Source organism: Sphingobium sp. HWE2-09, assembly GCF_035989265.1.
Taxonomy (GTDB): domain Bacteria; phylum Pseudomonadota; class Alphaproteobacteria; order Sphingomonadales; family Sphingomonadaceae; genus Sphingobium.
The window spans coordinates 2,837,748-2,852,215 of sequence record NZ_JAYKZX010000003.1 but is presented as its reverse complement, the minus strand read 5'-3'; the positions used below and the strand labels follow the sequence as shown (position 1 = coordinate 2,852,215).

12 protein-coding genes and 1 pseudogene are annotated in these 14,468 nt (G+C 64.3%); 9 read left to right on the top strand and 4 right to left on the bottom strand.

Features of this window, described 5'->3' with window-relative positions:
- Nucleotides 1–65 precede the first annotated feature (65 nt).
- From leuS to U5A89_RS19430, 5 genes are all read left to right on the top strand, one after another.
- The gene (leuS, locus tag U5A89_RS19450) at nt 66–2,594 is read left to right on the top strand and encodes a leucine--tRNA ligase (RefSeq protein ID WP_338162654.1); all 2,529 of its coding nucleotides are present in this window, start codon (nt 66–68) and stop codon (nt 2,592–2,594) included.
- A 130-nt stretch (nt 2,595–2,724) separates the two neighbouring features.
- Complete coding sequence (gene lptE / locus U5A89_RS19445; RefSeq protein WP_338162653.1) at nt 2,725–3,225, top strand: LPS assembly lipoprotein LptE; 501 nt, start codon at nt 2,725–2,727, stop codon at nt 3,223–3,225.
- Entirely contained in the window at nt 3,222–4,262 is a 1,041-nt protein-coding gene (gene holA, locus U5A89_RS19440) for a DNA polymerase III subunit delta (RefSeq protein WP_338162652.1), read from the top strand. Before lptE ends, holA begins: the two co-directional genes overlap by 4 nt.
- A gap of 45 nt (nt 4,263–4,307) precedes the next feature.
- Nucleotides 4,308–4,712 carry a peptide-methionine (R)-S-oxide reductase MsrB gene (msrB, locus tag U5A89_RS19435; protein ID WP_338162651.1) on the top strand — a complete coding sequence of 135 codons (405 nt, stop codon included), beginning with the start codon at nt 4,308–4,310 and terminating at the stop codon, nt 4,710–4,712.
- Between the two features lie 183 nt (nt 4,713–4,895).
- The gene (locus U5A89_RS19430) at nt 4,896–7,010 is read left to right on the top strand and encodes a transglycosylase domain-containing protein (RefSeq protein ID WP_338162650.1); all 2,115 of its coding nucleotides are present in this window, start codon (nt 4,896–4,898) and stop codon (nt 7,008–7,010) included.
- Nucleotides 7,011–7,053: 43 nt separating this feature from the next.
- On the opposite strand, the gene U5A89_RS19425 is transcribed toward U5A89_RS19430, so the two are convergent.
- Both U5A89_RS19425 and U5A89_RS19420 read right to left on the bottom strand, forming a co-directional pair.
- Nucleotides 7,054–7,317, bottom strand: a complete 264-nt coding sequence (locus U5A89_RS19425; protein WP_338162649.1) for a hypothetical protein — start codon at nt 7,315–7,317, stop codon at nt 7,054–7,056.
- A 207-nt stretch (nt 7,318–7,524) separates the two neighbouring features.
- Complete coding sequence (locus U5A89_RS19420) at nt 7,525–8,481, bottom strand: aspartyl protease family protein (RefSeq protein WP_445190709.1); 957 nt, start codon at nt 8,479–8,481, stop codon at nt 7,525–7,527.
- A 291-nt stretch (nt 8,482–8,772) separates the two neighbouring features.
- On the opposite strand from U5A89_RS19420, the gene rho reads away from it, so the two are divergent.
- Both rho and U5A89_RS19410 read left to right on the top strand, forming a co-directional pair.
- A complete protein-coding gene (gene rho, locus U5A89_RS19415) occupies nt 8,773–10,029 on the top strand; it encodes a transcription termination factor Rho (protein WP_338162647.1) in 1,257 nt (418 codons plus the stop codon).
- Between the two features lie 120 nt (nt 10,030–10,149).
- A complete protein-coding gene (locus tag U5A89_RS19410; protein ID WP_338162646.1) occupies nt 10,150–10,872 on the top strand; it encodes a YjbE family putative metal transport protein in 723 nt (240 codons plus the stop codon).
- 192 nt (nt 10,873–11,064) lie between these two features.
- Here U5A89_RS19410 and U5A89_RS19405 read toward each other — a convergent pair.
- Nucleotides 11,065–12,032: pseudogene (locus U5A89_RS19405) on the bottom strand (quinone oxidoreductase family protein).
- Complete coding sequence (locus U5A89_RS19400; RefSeq protein WP_338162645.1) at nt 12,032–12,733, bottom strand: dienelactone hydrolase family protein; 702 nt, start codon at nt 12,731–12,733, stop codon at nt 12,032–12,034. The pseudogene U5A89_RS19405 and the gene U5A89_RS19400 overlap by 1 nt, the downstream one beginning before the upstream one ends.
- Nucleotides 12,734–12,896: 163 nt before the next feature.
- Between U5A89_RS19400 and U5A89_RS19395 the strand changes: the two genes are divergently transcribed.
- Nucleotides 12,897–13,145, top strand: coding sequence for a DUF6489 family protein (locus U5A89_RS19395; RefSeq protein ID WP_338162644.1), 249 nt, complete (start codon nt 12,897–12,899; stop codon nt 13,143–13,145).
- 4 nt (nt 13,146–13,149) lie between these two features.
- Nucleotides 13,150–14,442, top strand: coding sequence for a tRNA uridine-5-carboxymethylaminomethyl(34) synthesis GTPase MnmE (mnmE, locus tag U5A89_RS19390; RefSeq protein ID WP_338162643.1), 1,293 nt, complete (start codon nt 13,150–13,152; stop codon nt 14,440–14,442).
- Nucleotides 14,443–14,468 lie beyond the last annotated feature (26 nt).

Below are 14,468 nucleotides of genomic sequence, written 5' to 3'. Positions count from 1 at the left end.
GTTTACCATCCTTTTGGGCTGGGCTTCGCAAAGGCCCAGCCCACTCGCATTTGTAAGGACATGACATGCAAAGGCGCTTCAACCCGCTGGAGGCCGACGCCCGCTGGCAGGCGACCTGGTACGACCGGCAGAGTTTCAAGGCGGACGACGCGTCCACCAAGCCGCGCAGCTACGTGCTGGAAATGTTCCCCTATCCATCGGGCCGCATCCATATCGGCCATGTGCGCAACTATTCGATGGGCGATGTGCTGGCGCGATTCCGCCGGATGACAGGGCATGAAGTGCTGCATCCGATGGGTTGGGACGCGTTCGGCATGCCCGCCGAAAATGCCGCGATGGAAAAGAAGGTCCATCCGGGGACATGGACCCGCTCCAACATCGCCAACATGCGCGCGCAGTTGAAGAAGCTGGGCTTCGCGATCGACTGGTCGCGCGAACTCGCCACCTGCGAGCCGGACTATTATGGCCATGAACAGGCGCTGTTCCTGGACATGCTGGAAGCGGGCCTGGTCTATCGCAAGGAATTGGCGGTCAATTGGGATCCGGTCGACATGACCGTGCTGGCGAACGAGCAGGTGATCGACGGGCGCGGCTGGCGTTCGGGCGCGCTGGTCGAGAAGCGCAAGCTGTCCCAGTGGTTCCTGAAAATCACCCAGTTCGCCGACGACCTGCTGGAAGGGTTGAAGAGCCTGGACCAATGGCCGGACAAGGTGCGCACGATGCAGGAAAACTGGATCGGCAAGTCGGTCGGCCTGCAGTTCCATTTCGAACCGGTCGCGCCCTTCGATAGCCGGATAGAGGTTTATTCGACGCGCCCCGACACCATCTTCGGCGCCAGCTTCGTCGCGATCGCGGCGGACCATCCGGTGGCGCAGGCCGTCGCGGCGACCAATCCCGATGCGGTCGCCTTCATCGAACAGTGCAAGGCGGGCGGCACTACCGCGGCCGAACTCGAAACCGCAGAGAAGATGGGCTTCGACACCGGGCTTAGCGTCGTGCATCCCTTCGATCCCGACTGGCAGCTGCCCGTCTTCATCGCCAATTTCGTGCTGATGGACTATGGCACCGGCGCGGTCATGGGGGTGCCTGCGCACGACCAGCGCGACCTGGACTTCGCCCGCAAATATATGCTGCCGGTCGAACGCGTGGTCGCGCCCGAGGGGGAAGCCGACACGCCGATCCAGAATGAGGCCTATACCGGCCCCGGCGCGCTGGTGAACTCGCGCCTCCTGGACGGGATGACCGTGGACGAGGCGAAGGCCGAAGTCATCCGTCGCGCCGAATCGGAAGGCTGGGGCGCGGGCAAGACCGTGTTCCGCCTGCGCGACTGGGGCGTGTCGCGCCAGCGTTACTGGGGCACGCCGATTCCGGTCATCCATTGCGAAACGTGCGGCCCGGTGGGCGTGCCCAAGGACCAGTTGCCGGTCGTGCTGCCAGAAGATGTCAGCTTCGACGTGCCGGGCAATCCGCTCGACCGCCATCCGACCTGGAAGCATGTGACATGCCCCAGCTGCGGCCAGCCCGCGGTGCGCGAAACTGATACGCTCGACACGTTCGCCGATTCCAGCTGGTATTTCATTCGCTTCGCCAGCCAGCCGTCGGATAAGCCGTTTGATCGGGCGACGGTCGAACAATGGTTGCCGGTGGGCCAATATATTGGCGGCGTGGAACATGCGATCCTGCATCTGCTCTACGCCCGCTTCTGGACCCGCGCGCTCCAGCATATGGGGCAGCTGGGCTTTGCCGAGCCGTTCACCGGCCTGTTCACGCAGGGGATGGTGACGCATGAAACCTATAGCCGCGAACAGGGCGAGGGGCTGCCCCCTATCTATTTCGCGCCCGGCGAGATTGATCGCACGTCCGAGGGCGCGACGCTGATCGCCGACGCGGCGCCGGTCGAAGTCGGCCGGGTGATCAAAATGTCCAAGTCCAAGAAGAATGTCGTCGATCCCGACGACATCATCGCCCAATATGGCGCGGACGCGGTGCGCTGGTTCATGCTGTCCGACAGCCCGCCAGAGCGCGACCTGCCCTGGACCGAGGCCGGGATCGAGGGATCGTGGCGCTTCGTCAATCGCGTCTGGCGGCTGTTCGGGGAATATGACTCCGCCGCCGAGGGGCAGGACAAGGCGCTCGACCGCAAGCTGCACCAGAGTGTCGATGGCATCGCCCGGGATATCGAAGCGCTGGGCTTCAACAAGGCGGTCGCCAAAATCTACGAACTGGCCAACGCGATCGAGAAGGCCAAGCCGTCCGCATCGCGCACCGCCGCGATTCGCGCGCTCGCCCTGCTGATCGCGCCGATGACGCCGCATCTGGCTGAAGAGGGCTGGGCCGATATGGGCGGCGAAGGCTTAATCGCCGACGCCGCCTGGCCGCCGGTCGATCCGGCGCTGCTGGTCGATGATGAAGTCACCATCGCCTGCCAGGTGATGGGCAAGCTGCGCGACACCATCACCGTGCCCAAGGGGACGGCGAAGGACGAACTGGAACGCCTGGCCCTGGCCGCGCCCAACGTCGTGCGCATCCTGGACGGCGCGACGCCCAAGAAGGTGATCGTGGTGCCGGATCGTCTGGTGAATCTGGTGATTTAACGCTCTAACGTGCTCCCGCGCAGGCGGGAGCCTAGTCCCGCATATGCGTCTTGACGATGCCGTGGGACCAGGCTCCTGCCTTCGCAGGAGCACGGTTCAATTTTGCGCCGACAATGCTAAGGTCCGATCCATGAAGCGCATCCTCCCCTTGCTCGCCATTCCGCTGCTCCTGACCGCCTGCGGGTTGCGCCCCGTTTATGGCGGGGGCGGGCAGGGTCCGGTGGCGCGGGGACTGGGCAATGTCACGGTCGACGCGATCGAGGGCAAGGGCGGTTGGCTGGTGCGCAACGCGCTCAACGATCGGCTGGCCGCGATGCAGAGCGGGTCGGGTCCGCGCTACAAGCTGGTGGTGAAGCTGGACGACGACATCAGCGGTTTCGGCCTGCGCGCCGACGCCGCCATCACGCGGGAACGCCGCACCCTGCGCGCGCGCTATCAGCTGATCGATGAAACCACTGGCGCGCAGCTGCTGGACGATACCGCCGGGTCGGACGCGGGCATCGACGTCACGTCGAGCGAATATGCCACGATCGCGGCCGAAGACACGGCGCTGGAACGGCTGTCGCAGACGGTGGCGGACCAGATCGTCACCCGGCTGGCGCTCTATTCGCGCAAGGCCGCGACCCCTTGAAGGCCAATCGCGGCCAGATCGAACGGGCACTGGACGCGGCGGGGCAGACATCGGCAGCGGACATCCGCTTCTTCCTGCTCTATGGCCCGGACGAAGCGGGCAGCCAGTCACTTAGCCGTCGGCTGGAGCGCGCTATGGGGCCGGGCGCCGAGCGCGTCGACCTGGATGGGCCGACCCTGCGCGACGATCCCGCCCGCCTGACCGACGAAGCCGCCGCCTTCTCCATGTTCGGGGACAAACGCTGGGTCCGCATCAGCGGCATGGGCGAGGAATCGGTGCCTGCGCTGAGCGCCCTGCTGGAAGCCGAAGCGGTCGGCAATCCGGTGATCGCGGTCGCCGGTGCGCTCAAGGCCACGTCGAAACTGGTCAAGCTGGCGCTGGATCATAAGGCGGCAATGGCGTGCATCTCCTACCAGCCCGATGCGCGCGAATCGGAACAGATCGCCGTCGGCATCGCCCGCGACGGCGGGTTGCGGCTGTCGTCGGACCTGGCGCGCCGGATCGTCGCCCTCGCCAATGGCGATCGCGCGCTGATGACCGGCGAGATCGAAAAGCTGATCCTCTATCTCGACGCCGCGCCGGACCGGCCGCGCGAGGCGACGGCCGAGGCGCTGGACGCCCTGTCGGCCGACAATCCCGATACGGAGGTCGGCCCGCTGGTCAACGCCGTGCTGGGCGGCGACCTGAAAGCCATGCACCGCGAACTTACCAGCCTCAGCGAAACCGGGACCGCCATGGCTTCGGTCATACGTCCGCTGCTCAACCGGGCGATGCTGATCGCCACTATCCGCACCGATTTCGACGCCAGCGGGCGCCTGGACGGTGCGGTGGAGGCGGCGGGCAAGGCGGTGTTCTGGAAGGAAAAGGGGCTAGTGACGCGGCAGGTGCGGCAATGGGATGCGCCCGGCATCGCCCGCGTGCTGCAACGCCTGCTGGAAGCGGAGCGCGCCACCCGGTCCGGCCGCGGCACCGGCGACCTGATGGTCCGCCACGAATTGCTGACGATCGCGCGGCAGGCGGCGCGAGAGCGGGCCTGACTCCGCAGACTTGAACCCTGTGCACGGCAAGACCATATTGCGGCTATGGACAAGCTGAACCTGAGCGAAGCCGAATGGCGGAAACGCCTTTCCCCCGAACAATATCATGTGCTGCGCGAAGCGGGCACGGAGCGGGCCTTTACCGGTCCCTATAATGGCAACAAGGCCGACGGCGTCTATTATTGCGCCGGGTGCGGCGCGGAATTGTTCGACGCGGACGAGAAGTATGACAGCGGGTCGGGCTGGCCCAGCTTCACCGCGCCGGTCGATGGCGATGCGGTCGAGGAGATTCGCGACGCCAGTCATGGCATGGTCCGCACCGAAGTGCGCTGCGCCACCTGCGAAGGGCATCTGGGCCATGTCTTCCCCGATGGTCCCGGCGTCAACGGCCTGCGTTACTGCATGAACAGCGCCAGCCTGGACTTCAAACCGCGCGACGAGGCGGAGTAGGCCTTAACCGCGCGGTATTTGTCCGCTGGGGTTCCCGCCTGAGCAGGGACACGGCATTGCTTGAACCCATTCATCCCCGGTAAAGCGCCGGTCCCCATGGAGAGCGCGACGGTCTTTTTCCGCGCCGGACGCATGATTTGCGCTGGCAGGGGCCGGGATTAGCGCGTATCCGGGGCGGCACAGATGGCAGGATCAGGCAAGAGCAAGGGCGCGCCGCGTGGCCGCGCGAAAACATGGATGCTGCGCGGGCTGAAGATCGGCCTCGCGGCGGCGGTGGCCGGGCTGCTGGCGGTGGTGATCGCGGTGGTGATCGCGATGCAGTCGCTACCCAGCTATGACAGCCTGAAATCCTCCCCCAACGGCCAGATGATCCGCGTTCATGCCGCCGATGGCAGCGTGATCGTCTCACTCGGGCCGAGTTTCGGCCAATGGATGCGCTACGACCAGATTCCGCAAGTCATGGTCGATGCGATGGTGTCCACCGAAGACAAGCGTTTCTACCTGCATCCCGGCGTCGATCCCGTCGGCATGGCGCGCGCCGCCTGGGTCGCGATCGAAAATCGCGGCAAGGGCAGGCGGTTGCAGGGCGCATCGACCATCACCCAGCAGGTGACGCGCAACATCTTCCTCAACAACAGCTATAGTTTCGGCCGCAAGATTCGCGAAATGGTGCTGGCGCTCGCGTTGGAGCGCAAATTCTCCAAGCGCCAGATTCTGGAACTCTACCTCAACAAGGTCTATTTCGGCGGCGGCGCCTATGGCATCGATGCGGCCAGCCGCAAATTCTTCGGCCATCCTGCCACCAGCCTGGACCTGCCCGAAGCCGCGATCATCGCTGGCCTCGTGAAAGCGCCGTCCAGCTATTCCCCCACCGCCGACGCCGACGCCGCGATCGGCCGCGCGGGCGTGGTGCTGGACCTGATGCAGCAAAATGACGTCATTACAGCGTCGCAGCGGGCGGACGCCAATCTCGACAGCGTCAAGATGGCGCCCGAACCGCCGCAGAACAGCGTGCGCTATTTCACCGACTGGGCGCTGCCCCAGCTCGACCTGCTGATCGACGAGCCTAACGAGCCGCTGGAAGTCTACACCACCATCGACCTGGGCATGCAGAATGCCGCAACGGCGGCGATCAAGGCCAATGTGCCTGCCGGTACGCAGGGCGCGATGGTCAGCCTGGACCGCGACGGCGCGGTGCGGGCGATGGTCGGCGGCCTGGATTATGTGACGTCCAACTATAATCGCGCCACCACCGCGACGCGGCAGCCGGGATCGGCGTGGAAGATCTTCGTCTATATGGCGGCGCTGGAGGCGGGCTATACCCCCGACACCGGCGTGACCGACGAGCCGGTGACGATCAACGGCTGGTCGCCGCGCAACAGTTCGGGGCGCTTTTCCGGCGATATCGATATCCGCACCGCCTTTGCCTATTCGATCAACACGGTCGCGGCGAAGCTGGGCGTGGAGGTCGGCTTCCCGACCGTCGCCGACATGGCGCGCCGGTTCGGCATCACGACGCCAGTCAACACCCACCCATCCATGGTGCTGGGTACATCGGACGTGCGCCTGATCGACATGACCCGCGCTGCCGCCTCGATCGCGCGCAAGGGCATTGCCGTGACGCCCTATGGCATCACCAAGGTGACGACCGCCGACGGCCGCCTGCTCTACAGCCATCAGGACGATACCAGCCGCGTACTGGTCGCCCCCTGGGTCGCGGCGGGCATGACCGACCTGATGCAGACGGCGGTCAGCACCGGTACGGGCAAGGCGGCGCAGATCGGTCGCCCGGTCGCGGGCAAGACCGGCACCACGACCAGCAACAAGGATGGCTATTTCCTGGGCTTTTCCAGCGGCATCACCACCGGCGTGTGGATGGGCCGGGACGATGCCAGAGCGGTCGGCGGATTGCAGGGCGGCCGTGCGCCCGCGCGCGCCTTTGCCGATTATATGAAGGTGGCGGTCGCCAAGCGACCGGTCGAGCAATTCGAGACCCAGGTCACGCTGCCCGAATGGCAGTTGGAACCGGACGACGAAGCCTATTATGGCAATCCAGACAATGGCGCCGACAGCGGCATGATGGTGGACGAAAACGGCCTGCCGATCGAGCGCAGACGCCCCGACACCTATGACAGGCAGGATGACGATCCGCAGATGGAGGTCGATCCCGAAGATCGGCCGCAGCAGGATCGGCCGCAACCGCCGCGTATCGACCAGCAATGGATCGACAATGTGCTGGGTCGCGATCGTCAGCGGCAGCAACCACCGCCCTCGACACGCCCGACGCCCAATCCCTGACCGGCCCGGTCGGACCGATCGGGATGGGCGGGGCCATCCCGCATCAACGGCGGGCCATCTGAACCGGGGTTTGGCTGTGGCTGATGGTCAGGCCGTCCTGCGCCCATTCGGCCTTCGTGCGGCACTGAGCGACGGGAATGCGCGAGCCGGTGACGGTTTCGCGGAAGCAATAGCGGTCGGTCTTGGCATCATAGGTCACCTTGGCGGCGCCGAAGCTGCCATGCGCCTGAGCGAAAGCGGGGGTGCTGGCGGCCGAAACGGCGACGCTGGCGGCAACAATAGCGGCGGCGAAAGCGATGGTCTTCATGGTGATGGTCCTTCCTGAACATGTGTGGCGATCCGTTGTGGATCATGCCGACAGCATTGCAGGCGCCGTGCCAGTTTTGAAAAACCGCAGGAAATCACGGCTTTTGCACCCATCATACTTTTCTATGCAGGAATATTTCCCGATAAATCGGGAAATATTCCCAATTTATAAGGATTCATTCATGTCCTATCATGTTCAGCGTGGAAATCAGCGTTTGGCCTGATCGTTGGCCGCCAGTCGCAGCGTCTCCGCAATGCTGGCGTCGGGCAGCAGGAAATCGACCTTTCCCCGCCCGAAGTCGATCGCCACCCGATCGAAGATGCGCAGCGCGCTGATCCCCAGCAGCAGCGCCGGTTTGTCCTGCATCCCCAGTTCAGCAAAGGGACTGGCGTCGGCGAACAGCACCGGCACCTCGGTCAGGTTGACACGCCCCATCCGCACCGACTTGATCCGCCCGACCTGTCCGGTCAGCAGACCGCCGGTCACACTGGTCAAGGTCGCCTCCAGCATCGCGGGTGCACGCTTCTTCGCCAGCAATTTGTCGCGCAACGCCAGATTGCCGATGCTGAAATTGGTGCCGGTGTCGAGCATGATGGACACGCGCATCCCATTCACATCGGAATCGAGCAGGATCAGTTGCCCGCGCTTGCGCCGCGCCTCCACCACGATGGTGTCCGGATCAACCGACCGGGCGCGCGTCGCCCCGCTATTGGCGATTTCCATCCGCCCGGTGCGGAAATTGAGCGTCAGCCTTTTGGCGTGCAGGCTGTCCAGCCCCAGCAGGCCCGGCCCGCCCAGATCCTCGCCCTCCAGCACCGGCGCTTCGATATCGTCTATCGTGCCGCCGCCAAAGCCCAGCCGCGGCACCGCGACGGTGCTCGCCTCCGACCGGCCGGTCATGCTGATGATCGTCACATTCGCCCGCGACGGCAGCGCCAGCTTTTCCGCCAGGTCGCGCGCGATGACCGTGCGCTGCGATCCGGTATCGATGATGAAGTTCCACGGCCCCTTGCCGTCGATCGAAATGGGAATCGTCACGCGATCGTCCAGCGCCGGGCCGGTGCGCACCACTGCGGGCGGCGTGTCGGGATCGAGGATCGCGGGTGCGTCCTGGGCAGACACGGGCGGTCGGCCGATCGCAAGGCCGATCCCCAGCCACGCCATCCATGAGACAGCGCGCCGCCCCATATCCTCATCCTTTCCTTTTATGCATCGATCCTATCATGGAAGGCCATCGTCGCGCCAGCGCCACCATTGGGCGCGGATTGGCAGCAAAAAGCCGCTTTTCCGCTGCTGCGCCCTCTGTTCGCATCTTGACTTGCCCATCATCGGATCGCTACACGCCAGACAATTCATCCCGTCCATCCGGAACGGGACTCGACCGGCGTCCTGCCCGGTTCGCCAACCTTCCCTTTTCCGACCCATTTCACCCTCTCGCCATCGGACCGATTCGCAATGCATCTCAAGGACCTCAAGAAAACAGCGCCCGCAGACCTCGTGCAGCTGGCCGAAGAGCTGGGCGTGGAAAGCGCATCGACGCTGCGCAAGCAGGACCTGATGTTCGCGATCCTCAAGGCCGAGGCGGAAAATGGCGAGCAGATCATGGGCGAAGGCACGATCGAGGTGCTGCCCGACGGCTTCGGCTTCCTGCGCAGCCCGGAAGCCAATTTCCTGGCCGGTCCCGATGATATCTATGTCTCCCCCAACCAGGTGCGCCGTTTCGGCCTGCGCACCGGCGACACGGTGGACGGTGAAATCCGCGCGCCCAAGGATGGCGAGCGTTATTTCGCGCTGGTGAAGCTCAACACCGTCAATTTCGATGATCCCGATGTGGTCCGCCATCGCGTGAATTTCGACAATCTGACGCCGCTCTATCCCGAACAGAAGCTGACGCTGGACCCTTATGACCCGACGCAGAAGGATAAGTCGGCCCGCGTCATCGACATCGTGTCGCCGCAGGGCAAGGGCCAGCGTACGCTGATCGTCGCGCCGCCCCGCGTCGGCAAGACGGTGATGTTGCAGAATATCGCCAAGGCGATCACCGACAATCATCCCGAAGTCTTCCTGATCGTCCTGCTGATCGACGAGCGCCCCGAAGAAGTCACCGACATGCAGCGCAGCGTGAAGGGTGAGGTCGTCTCCTCCACCTTCGATGAGCCGGCCACCCGCCACGTCCAGGTCGCCGAAATGGTGATCGAAAAGGCCAAGCGCCTGGTCGAGCATAAGAAGGATGTCGTCATCCTGCTCGATTCGATCACGCGTCTGGGCCGTGCCTACAACACCGTGGTCCCGTCTTCGGGCAAGGTGCTGACCGGCGGCGTGGACGCCAATGCGCTCCAGCGCCCCAAGCGCTTCTTTGGCGCAGCGCGCAATATCGAAGAAGGCGGCTCGCTCTCCATCATCGCTACCGCGCTGATCGACACCGGCAGCCGCATGGACGAAGTCATCTTCGAAGAGTTCAAGGGCACCGGCAACTCGGAAATCGTGCTGGACCGCAAGGTCGCGGACAAGCGCATCTTCCCGGCGCTGGATGTCGGCAAGTCCGGCACCCGCAAGGAAGAATTGCTGGTCGACAAGGCCAAGCTCAGCAAGATGTGGGTGCTGCGCCGCATCCTGATGCAGATGGGCACGATCGATGCGATGGAGTTCCTGCTGGACAAGATGAAGGACAGCAAGACCAACGAAGATTTCTTCGATTCGATGAACCAGTAAGGGGCGACCGCGGTCCTGCCGATCGTGGACCAGCCCAGCATAAATTTTGCCGCGACAGCCGGGCCATGTATATGGTCCGGCTTTCTCCTTTCCTACAGACAGGGACGTTAGCAGGCCGCCATGATCGACCTCATCGCCACCGCCGCCTCCGCGGCTCCGGGCCTCGGCTCTCCTGCCGATATCTGGCAGCATATCATCAATGATTTCAGCAATATAACTTCGCCCAGTGCGCTTGCCGCCTTCGGTCAGGTACTGATGATCGACATCTTGCTGGCGGGCGACAATGCGATCGTCGTTGGCGCGTTGGCGGCAGGGCTGCCTGCCGCGCAGCGCAAAAAGGTGATCCTGATCGGCATCATCGCCGCGCTGGTGCTGCGGATCGGCTTTGCGCTGGTGGTCAGCCAGTTGATGCAGGTCGTGGGCCTGATCCTGGCGGGCGGCCTTCTACTGTTGTGGGTCAGCTTCAAGATGTGGCGCGAATTGCATCCCAAGCGGGGCGCGGAAACGCCCGGCGATAGCAGCGACGACGACATATCGGGCCTGCGCCCCGCCAAGAGCTTCGCCGCCGCGGCCTGGGCCGTGGCCGTCGCCGATGTCAGTATGAGTCTGGACAATGTCCTGGCCGTCGCGGGCGCCGCGAAGGATCACCCCGGCATCCTCATCATCGGGCTGATCCTGTCGGTCGCACTGATGGGTATCGCCGCGAACATCATCGCCAAATATATCGAACGCTTCCGCTGGATTGCCTATATCGGCCTGGCCGTCATCGTTTATGTTGCGGTGAAGATGATCTATGAAGGTGTCGTGGACCAGCATGTCGGGGTGCTGACGCTGTTTAGCTGATTGGTCGTACGCGCAAAAAGGGGGCGGAACCGGCGTGGTTCCGCCCCCTTTTTGTTTGTGCATGCGTTCGAGCTGGCTTTAAGTAAGGCTCGAAATTCCCCTTGTTCCCCGGCGAAAGCCGGGGTCCAGAGCGTCCAACCGCTGCGCTAAAAAACCCTGAACCCCGGCTTTCGCCGGGGAACAGGGGTGTTGCTACGGCACTAAAACCGTCGAACCGGTCGTTTCCCGCGCCTCCAGCGCCCGATGCGCCTGCGCCGCGTCCGCCAGTGCAAACCGCTGGCCGATCACTGCCTTCACCACGCCGCGCTGCATCCGGTCGAACAGCCGATCCGCGGTATGCGCCAGTTCTTCCGCCGTTGCGATATAGTCGAACAGGGTCGGCCGGGTCACATAGAGCGATCCCCCCGGCTCAAGTCCAGCAAACTCACCGGCGGCACCGCCCCGGATGCGTTGCCATAGCTGACCATCATCCCGCGCCGCTTGAGGCTGGCGAGCGACGCGGCCCAGCTATCCTTGCCAACGCCGTCATACACCACATCGACGCCCTGACCGCCGGTCAAGTTGCGCACCGTCGCCGCCAGATCGTCGAACGACCCATGCAGGCTGTGATCGGCATCGACCAGCGCCGCTTTCTCCGCCGATCCGCAATGGGCGATCACGATCACACCCTTGTCGCGCAACCACGGGACGAGGACCGAACCGACCCCGCCCGCCGCTGCGTGGACCAGCGCGACCTGTCCCGGCTTCAACGCCACTATATCTTCCGCCAGATAGCAGGCAGTCATGCCCTTAAGCATCATCGCGGCGGCGTCCTGCGTCGATACGCCGTCCGGAATGCGCACGACCCGATCGGCCGATACGGTCCGATGGGTGGCATAAGAGCCCAGACCGCTGGCGCAGCCCACGGCATCGCCCACTGCAAAGCCGGTGACGCCAAGGCCGACCGCCGCGATCCGGCCCGCGCCTTCCGACCCCAGGGGGGTGGGGAGGGGGGCGGGATAAAGTCCGGTGCGATAATAGGTGTCGATGAAGTTGAGGCCGATCGCATCCTGCGCGATCAGTATTTCGCCCTCACCCGGCACGCCCGGATCGAAATCCTCGCGCGCGATCACCTCCGGCCCGCCATGGCTGCGGGCCACCATCCGCCATGCGCCCGACATCAGGCGAGATGCTCGGCAAAGAAATCGGCAGTGCGGCGATCGGCCAGCACGGCGCCGTCTTCGTCGCGACGCTGGCCCTGCTCAGCCGCAAAGCCATGGTCCAACCCTTCATAGTCATAGAGCGTGACATGGCGATTGTCTGCCAGTCCTTCATGCATCGCCTTTTGCGCGTCGGGCAAAACGAAATGATCGGCGGTCGGCACGTGCAGCAGCACCGGCTTGCCGATCGCATGTTGCTCACCCAACAGACCATCGATGCCGACGCCATAATAGCCGACAAAGGCATCGCCATCTGTGCGGCAGGCGCTCATGAAGGCCAATCGCCCGCCTAGACAATAGCCAACCACGCCGACCTTGCCATCGCCGCCCATCGCCGCGCGCGCCGCCTTGATCGTCGCTTCGATATCGCGAATGCCCTGGTCCTGGTTGAACTTGGGCATCAGGCCCAGTGCGGCCTCCATCTGCTCCGGCACATCGGCATCCAGTTCGATATGCGGTTCGATCCGCCAGAACAGGTCTGGCGCGTAGGCGAGGTAACCGGCCTTGGCCCAGCTATCGCATTTGGCGCGGATGCCCTCATTCACGCCAAAGATTTCCTGGATGACGATGATCGCCGCGCTCGCCTCCTCTTCCGGCTTCGCCACATAGGCGTCGAACTGCGCATCGCCTTCCAGCGTCTTGATCGGAGTGAAGTCGCCCATGCCGCTATCCTTGTCCTATGGAATATGCAGCGCATATTGGCCGATCGGCCCCGCCGTGCAACCACAGGACGCGTTTAAAATTTGCGTTGATGCGGCCAGTTGCGGCATGACGGTCGGCAACGATCGGCAGGCCGAAGGAAAGGCCAGAGGGAAGGGCAGCGACATGAAGGTGACCGTAGATGTGGACTGCACCCCAGCCGAAGCGCGCGCCTTTCTGGGCCTGCCCGACGTGACCCCCATTCATGACAAATATATCAAGACGATGCTCGACGGTTTCGATGGCGTCGCCAATGTCGAGCAGATGGAAACCCTGTTCAAAAGCTTCTCGCCCATGGGCGATGCAGGCATGCGCCTGTTCCAGCAGATGATGAACATGGGCCTGGCGGGCATGAGCGGCAGCGACAAGAAATAAGCCTGTGCCCGACCGCGAAGGCGATACGATATTCGCCCTGTCCAGTGGTGCGCCACCGGCGGGGATTGCCGTCATCCGGGTCAGTGGCCCAGCGGCGGGATCGGCGCTGCAAGCCCTGGCGCGCCGACTGCCGCCGCCCCGCACCGCCAGCCTTGCTCTGCTGAAAGACCCGCGCGACAATGCGCCGTTGGATCGTGCACTGCTCTTATGGCTGCCCGGCCCGGCCACCGTCACCGGGGAGGATATGGCGGAATTCCATTGCCATGGCGGCCGTGCGGTCATCGCCGCGGTTGAGGAGGCGCTGGCCGCAATGCCGGGCCTGCGTCGCGCCGAAGCAGGCGAGTTCACCCGCCGCGCCTTCGCCCATGGCCGCATGGACCTGAACGCAGTCGAAGGCCTGTCCGATCTGCTCGCCGCCGAAACCGAGGGGCAACGCCGCGCCGCGCTGATGATGGCGGAGGGGCATTTTTCCCGCCGCATCGATGGTTGGCGTGGGATGCTGCTCGACCTGTCCGCAATGGCCGAAGCCGCGCTCGATTTTTCGGACGAGGATGACGTCCCCGAAGCGGCGATCGAAATGCGGATCGGGGAGGGGATATTCGCCCTGGCCCAGGATGTCGCCGCCATCCTTGCCGCGCCGTCAGCCGAACGGTTGCGCGATGGCATCCGCGTGGTGCTCGCCGGTCCTCCCAATGCGGGCAAGTCCACGCTGCTCAACGCGCTGGTCGGGCGCGAGGCGGCGATTGTGTCCGACATCGCCGGCACGACCCGCGACCGGATAGAGGTGCCCGCCGCGATCGGTGGCACCGCCTTCCTGTTCACCGATACCGCCGGGCTGCGTGGCGAAACGCGCGACGCCATCGAAGCGATCGGCATCGACCGCGCGCGCGCCGCGCTCGACGCTGCCGACATCATTCTGTGGCTGGGCGATGCGGCGGACATGCCGTGCGAAGACGCCATGTTGATCGCCGCCCAGTGCGATCGCGGTAATAGTGAGCGCCCCGGCCTGCGCCTGTCCGCCCAGAGCGGTGAGGGTATGAACGCTTTGGTCGAAACGTTGCAACACCGCGCCGCTGCGTTGCTCCCAAGGGCTGGTGACTATGCCCTACATGCACGACAGCGACAGGGAGTGAGACAATTGCACGACCATCTCACCGCCGCCGCTGCCAGCCATGACCTGCTCGTTATCGCCGAAGACCTTCGCCAGGCGCGCCGCACGATCGATGCCCTGACCGGCCAGGCTGGGACGGAAAATATGCTAGATCGTCTTTTTTCCGGTTTCTGTATCGGCAAATAGACTCTGTTCCACGTGGAACGCTTTTG

Bases quoted from the DNA above. Each gene is read 5' to 3' on its own strand.
- U5A89_RS19410 (WP_338162646.1), top strand. From the start codon at position 10,150: ATGATCGACCTCATCGCCACCGCCGCCTCCGCGGCTCCGGGCCTCGGC.
- U5A89_RS19400 (WP_338162645.1), bottom strand. From the start codon at position 12,733: ATGGGCGACTTCACTCCGATCAAGACGCTGGAAGGCGATGCGCAGTTC.
- U5A89_RS19395 (WP_338162644.1), top strand. From the start codon at position 12,897: ATGAAGGTGACCGTAGATGTGGACTGCACCCCAGCCGAAGCGCGCGCC.
- U5A89_RS19425 (WP_338162649.1), bottom strand. From the start codon at position 7,317: ATGAAGACCATCGCTTTCGCCGCCGCTATTGTTGCCGCCAGCGTCGCC.
- rho (WP_338162647.1), top strand. From the start codon at position 8,773: ATGCATCTCAAGGACCTCAAGAAAACAGCGCCCGCAGACCTCGTGCAG.
- msrB (WP_338162651.1), top strand. From the start codon at position 4,308: ATGGACAAGCTGAACCTGAGCGAAGCCGAATGGCGGAAACGCCTTTCC.
- U5A89_RS19430 (WP_338162650.1), top strand. From the start codon at position 4,896: ATGGCAGGATCAGGCAAGAGCAAGGGCGCGCCGCGTGGCCGCGCGAAA.
- U5A89_RS19420 (WP_445190709.1), bottom strand. From the start codon at position 8,481: ATGGCGTGGCTGGGGATCGGCCTTGCGATCGGCCGACCGCCCGTGTCT.
- leuS (WP_338162654.1), top strand. From the start codon at position 66: ATGCAAAGGCGCTTCAACCCGCTGGAGGCCGACGCCCGCTGGCAGGCG.
- lptE (WP_338162653.1), top strand. From the start codon at position 2,725: ATGAAGCGCATCCTCCCCTTGCTCGCCATTCCGCTGCTCCTGACCGCC.